The organism is Pseudobutyrivibrio sp. JW11, assembly GCF_900115355.1.
Taxonomy (GTDB): Bacteria; Bacillota; Clostridia; order Lachnospirales; family Lachnospiraceae; genus Pseudobutyrivibrio; species Pseudobutyrivibrio ruminis.
Map to the genome: position 1 here is coordinate 1 of NZ_FOWB01000031.1, position 4,430 is coordinate 4,430.

Here is a 4,430-nt window from a genome sequence, read left to right on the forward strand (position 1 = left end):
ATAAATATTACTTTAATATCAAATATAGAAAGGAGAAACTATGCCACCAAAAGTTGATATAAAAGGTAAAACCAAAAAGGCAACGCCTGCAAAAGCGACAAATCCTGCAGAAGCATTTATGACTGGTCAAATATCAATACCTCAGGCAAGTGCAAAAGATAACGAGCAAAAGCCAACAATAAAAGCTAAAAATCAAACAGAATATAATATAACTGAAAAAAACACGACACAGAGTAATGAGACAAAGATAGATAGACCTCGAAGAGGCAGACCTCCAAAGAAAACAGAAACAAAGAAACAATATAGTATCTCAATAAAGCCATCTCTTTACGATAAAGCAAAGAAAAAGGCTGAGGAACGAGAAACATCAGTAAATGAAATTATATCAGAGGCATTAACTAAGTATTTAAAATAATATTTATATAATATTATTTTAATATTATATTAATTTGAATAATTGGAGGAAAAATATAATGGAAACTAATGAAAAGAAAGCTTTTTGGGCACCAAAGATAGAACATGTATTAGTATCACGTGGAATGAGTAAAAACGAACTTGCAAAAGCATTGGGTTATAAAAGTCCATCAGGACTATACAATAAACTCAATAGGGACAGTTTCACAACAGAAGAACTACTACGAATAGCAGCTGTACTAAACTGTACCTTTGAAGCAAGCTTCGTATTAAACGATAGTGGAGAAAGATTTTAAAACAATAGTTGTATAGCTCATAATGCTTGCAAAAAATAATAAAAAAAAGTGCATCTATAAAGAATACATGTAATACTTTTTATATACTAATAATATTGATTGCATATAAAAAGTGTTACTGATTACTGTAACCGATTACAAAGTGCCTTTTCGTGAGAAGGATGAGTCATGGGAACTGCATTTAAAAGAAAAGTATATGAAAAAAGTTAGAGCGGAAACGCTACGCAAACGCATTTTTTAATATGTGAATTGTCATTATGAAAACTCCACAAATAGAGCTGTGTACAAATGTCATATTTTAACCAACGTATTATATCCCTACTTCTATAAAATATTTTAATTATCCCAAAACAAAAGGAAAGGATGGTACAAAACTTAGTTTTGCACCATCCTCTTTGTCTACACTCTGAGATATGGTAGTTATAGAAAATCTTCTTCTACCATATCTTTTGTTTTATCTTAATAAATACTAAATATTCTCTGAGTTAGTTGTAAATAGTACTAACATAGTGATATTTTATAGGATTTGAATATTCTCGCGTATATATTCTATCTGGAACATTAAACCTTCTACAATTATTGCTATTACACATGAAATAATACTTATCGTTATAGTATTCACATAAATGAATTTCTTTTTCTTTTACAATTTGTCCACATCCTCTGCAGCGCTGTCCTGCTTTATAAGACTCGGCGTGACTGCTAAATTCTGGATCATATCCATAACTTTGATTTGAATGTCCGCACCGTGGGCATGTATCTGTCTTTACCTGATATGGTTGGGCGCATACAATAGTTGTATAACTCATAATACTTGCAATACATAATACTAGAAAAAAGGTTCTTTGAAATTTGAATAATCGTTTCATGTTATCTCCTTCCTAATTAATTGAAGAACTATAGTTACATCAGTATTTTAATATAACGCATCACAATAAACAACAGCCTCAATAAATTGTATCAATTCTTTCACATTACGAAGATACATTTATGAATTTTTAATAAAAATAGTGTGAATCCTATTTACAGATATAAAAATCAATAGTAAATTCAAGGTGTATAGGAACTACGGATGGTGCCAGTTTTCAATGGAGTGAAAATTGGTGCTTTTTATTTTAGGAGAAAAAAGTATGAATTTAACATCTGTAAGTACTTCGTATAACAATATTAGTATTTATACAAGAAAAACCTCAAGTCAAGTAACAAGCTCATTCTTAACCAATAGCAGTAGCGATGATTCTGACTCAATTTTAGATTATTATCATGATTTATGTAAAAAATATCCTAATATAAGCTTTCGCCTCGAGGATATCCAAACCCGTTCAAAAATGCCTAGTGAACCACCGTATTTAGGCTATAACAACAGTTTTAATCAAATTGGAGATAATTTTGGAAACCCAGGGCAATGTAGCATAACTATAGATAAAAAAGTAATCGAAAATATGCAAAAAGACACTGTCTATAAAGAAATAGTTTATTCTTATATTGAAAATTTAGAGGCACAACAAGTAGGTTATCTACAACATGCCTCGCAAGAAGGAATGAGTTGTTTTGCTCATGTCCTAGAAGATAATAACGGTGTCCTTGCTCCTAGCACAAAATATGCACATGCCGCATTTTCAACTGAGGAAGATATACGTAAGATTTGGAATACGGGAGTTTCTAATAAAGAAATTGTTAAAACATTGGAACAACTTAAAGATGATATGTTTGATACGTATCTAGCTATGCTGGAGCAAAGTGAGCGAACAAAAGATAAAATAATTATCAATGATGATTCAATGAAAGAAGATACAATAACTGGGAATGTGTTTGGAGTGGAAAATTCAAGCATTTATCAATAAATTGTAGAACTATAAAGAAAAAGCCATGGCATAAAGGCTCGTATTATAGGTGCTTTATATTTAATAAAAATAACTTTCATAACCCAAGGCTCTGAAAACTCAATTTTCTACACATAAGTCTCAATTAAGAGCTCTTTTACTATTTACTTTGACCCTCGATTAGATTTATATACTTGTATATTGTCGTACGTGAGCAGCTTAACAAATTGGCAAAATCAGTAATATTAATGCCGCCAGTTTTATACATAGGATAATACTTTAAAAACTTCTCAGGCAGATTTGAGGCATCAACTTTAGGTCTACCTATTTTATGACCCTTTTCCTTGGCATTTTCCATTCCAGATTTCACTCTCTGAGAAATAATATCTCGCTCCATTTCTGAAAAGACACCCCACATCATGAGCATCCCTTTGGTCATTGGATCTATTTCATCAGCAGTACAGTCTACAACAAAATTACCTATTACAAGTTTAATCTTCTTGTCCTGGACTAGCTGCATAATATCACATAGATGCTTAGTAGAACGAGTTAGACGTGATACCTCTGTAGTTACTATTGTGTCTCCTGATTCAACAACATCTAGTAATTTTTGAAATTCCACTCTATCTGTTTTTGTTCCGGATTCATATTCCCAGTAGATGTATTTTTCATCAGTTACACCTAATGATTTCAGTTCTCGTTTCTGTCGGTCTATATCTTGCCTGGTCTCATTAGTAGAGCATCGAGCATATCCATAAACGCGGTATTCGACATCTTCACCACGATATGTACGTAACCACTCTCTTTTACCATTCTTTTTAATGAGATTAATTTCATAGCCGTCTTTATAATTAATGATTTCAATGTCTTTACCAATGTAATCTGGATTCTGTTGGTAGAATCTTTTTAACATAACCTCTTCTGTAATCATTTAGTACACTCCTGTTCAATAAATGGTTTCTATATTTTGTGAACACTCTTTCTAATAATTTTGCGCTTTCCAGAATATCAATCAGATGAAAAAACCATTGATATTATTGGAAAACGCATCATTTTGATTAATATAGCATATTTACAAGATTTTTTGTTCACGAAACCAACTGTTTTTTTGCACATTCTATCATTATCTAAATTCAATGCATTATAACTTTTTTCACTGAAGGAAACATTAGAATTACAGAATCTATTAGTTGCATATTAGAATCTTTTTTTGATATTCTTCACTTTTTTAGCTATAATTAGCATAAATAATGTCATATAAAAACTCAGAACAATATAACTTACTATTACTATGAAATATTTCTTAAAAAACAAATTATTATTATTACATACATTACTAACGGTAATATTTTTTATTAGTATTGCCATTCTTACTTTATTTGATTTGAAATACCGATGGTATGTAACAACAATCTATATTGTATATATAATACTTGGATATTATATATACTTAATCAAGTTATATTCTTCTATCTTTCCAAAATTAACTATGTTCAAAAACTTTCTAATTGGACTTATAGTCACAATTATTCCCATCTTACTTATTTGCATTGGTTACACACATCTAATATTAAAAGGACTTCACTCCGAACAGCTACTCACAATAAAAAACCAAGCTTATGTATGTGAAATATATGATTTGGATCCTTCTTCCAAAAAAATATACTGTTATTCTTATCAAAACAATCCATTAACACGAGGACGTATTCCCCTTTTAATCATAGAATACAGAACCATCAATGCCAATTCAGTTTCCATTATATATACCTATTATGATTCGTCAGGAAATGTGATGTATTCAATAGAGACTAACTATTAAAGATAGTCAATAAAAATGTTTTAAGACAGAAATGTTTTAGATATAGCGACGATGACTTATTCATCGTAATCAGTACCT

4 protein-coding genes are annotated in these 4,430 nt (G+C 30.5%); 3 read left to right on the forward strand and 1 reads right to left on the reverse strand.

The features are described from left to right. Positions 1 to 40: 40 nt before the first annotated feature. The 3 genes from BM102_RS14095 (at position 41) to BM102_RS14105 (ending at position 2,554) form a co-directional block, all read left to right on the forward strand. Positions 41 to 415: a ribbon-helix-helix domain-containing protein gene (locus BM102_RS14095; RefSeq protein WP_090483006.1), complete on the forward strand. Its 375-nt coding sequence runs from the start codon at positions 41 to 43 to the stop codon at positions 413 to 415. Positions 416 to 473: 58 nt separating this feature from the next. Then, complete coding sequence (locus BM102_RS14100; RefSeq protein WP_090483008.1) at positions 474 to 710, forward strand: helix-turn-helix domain-containing protein; 237 nt, start codon at positions 474 to 476, stop codon at positions 708 to 710. 1,130 nt (positions 711 to 1,840) lie between these two features. Continuing rightward, on the forward strand, positions 1,841 to 2,554 hold the full coding sequence (locus BM102_RS14105) for a DUF6033 family protein (protein WP_090483010.1): 714 nt from the start codon (positions 1,841 to 1,843) through the stop codon (positions 2,552 to 2,554). A 139-nt stretch (positions 2,555 to 2,693) separates the two neighbouring features. Here BM102_RS14105 and BM102_RS14110 read toward each other — a convergent pair whose 3' ends face one another. Continuing rightward, the gene (locus tag BM102_RS14110) at positions 2,694 to 3,464 is read right to left on the reverse strand and encodes a recombinase family protein (protein WP_330388650.1); all 771 of its coding nucleotides are present in this window, start codon (positions 3,462 to 3,464) and stop codon (positions 2,694 to 2,696) included. Positions 3,465 to 4,430: the final 966 nt, after the last annotated feature.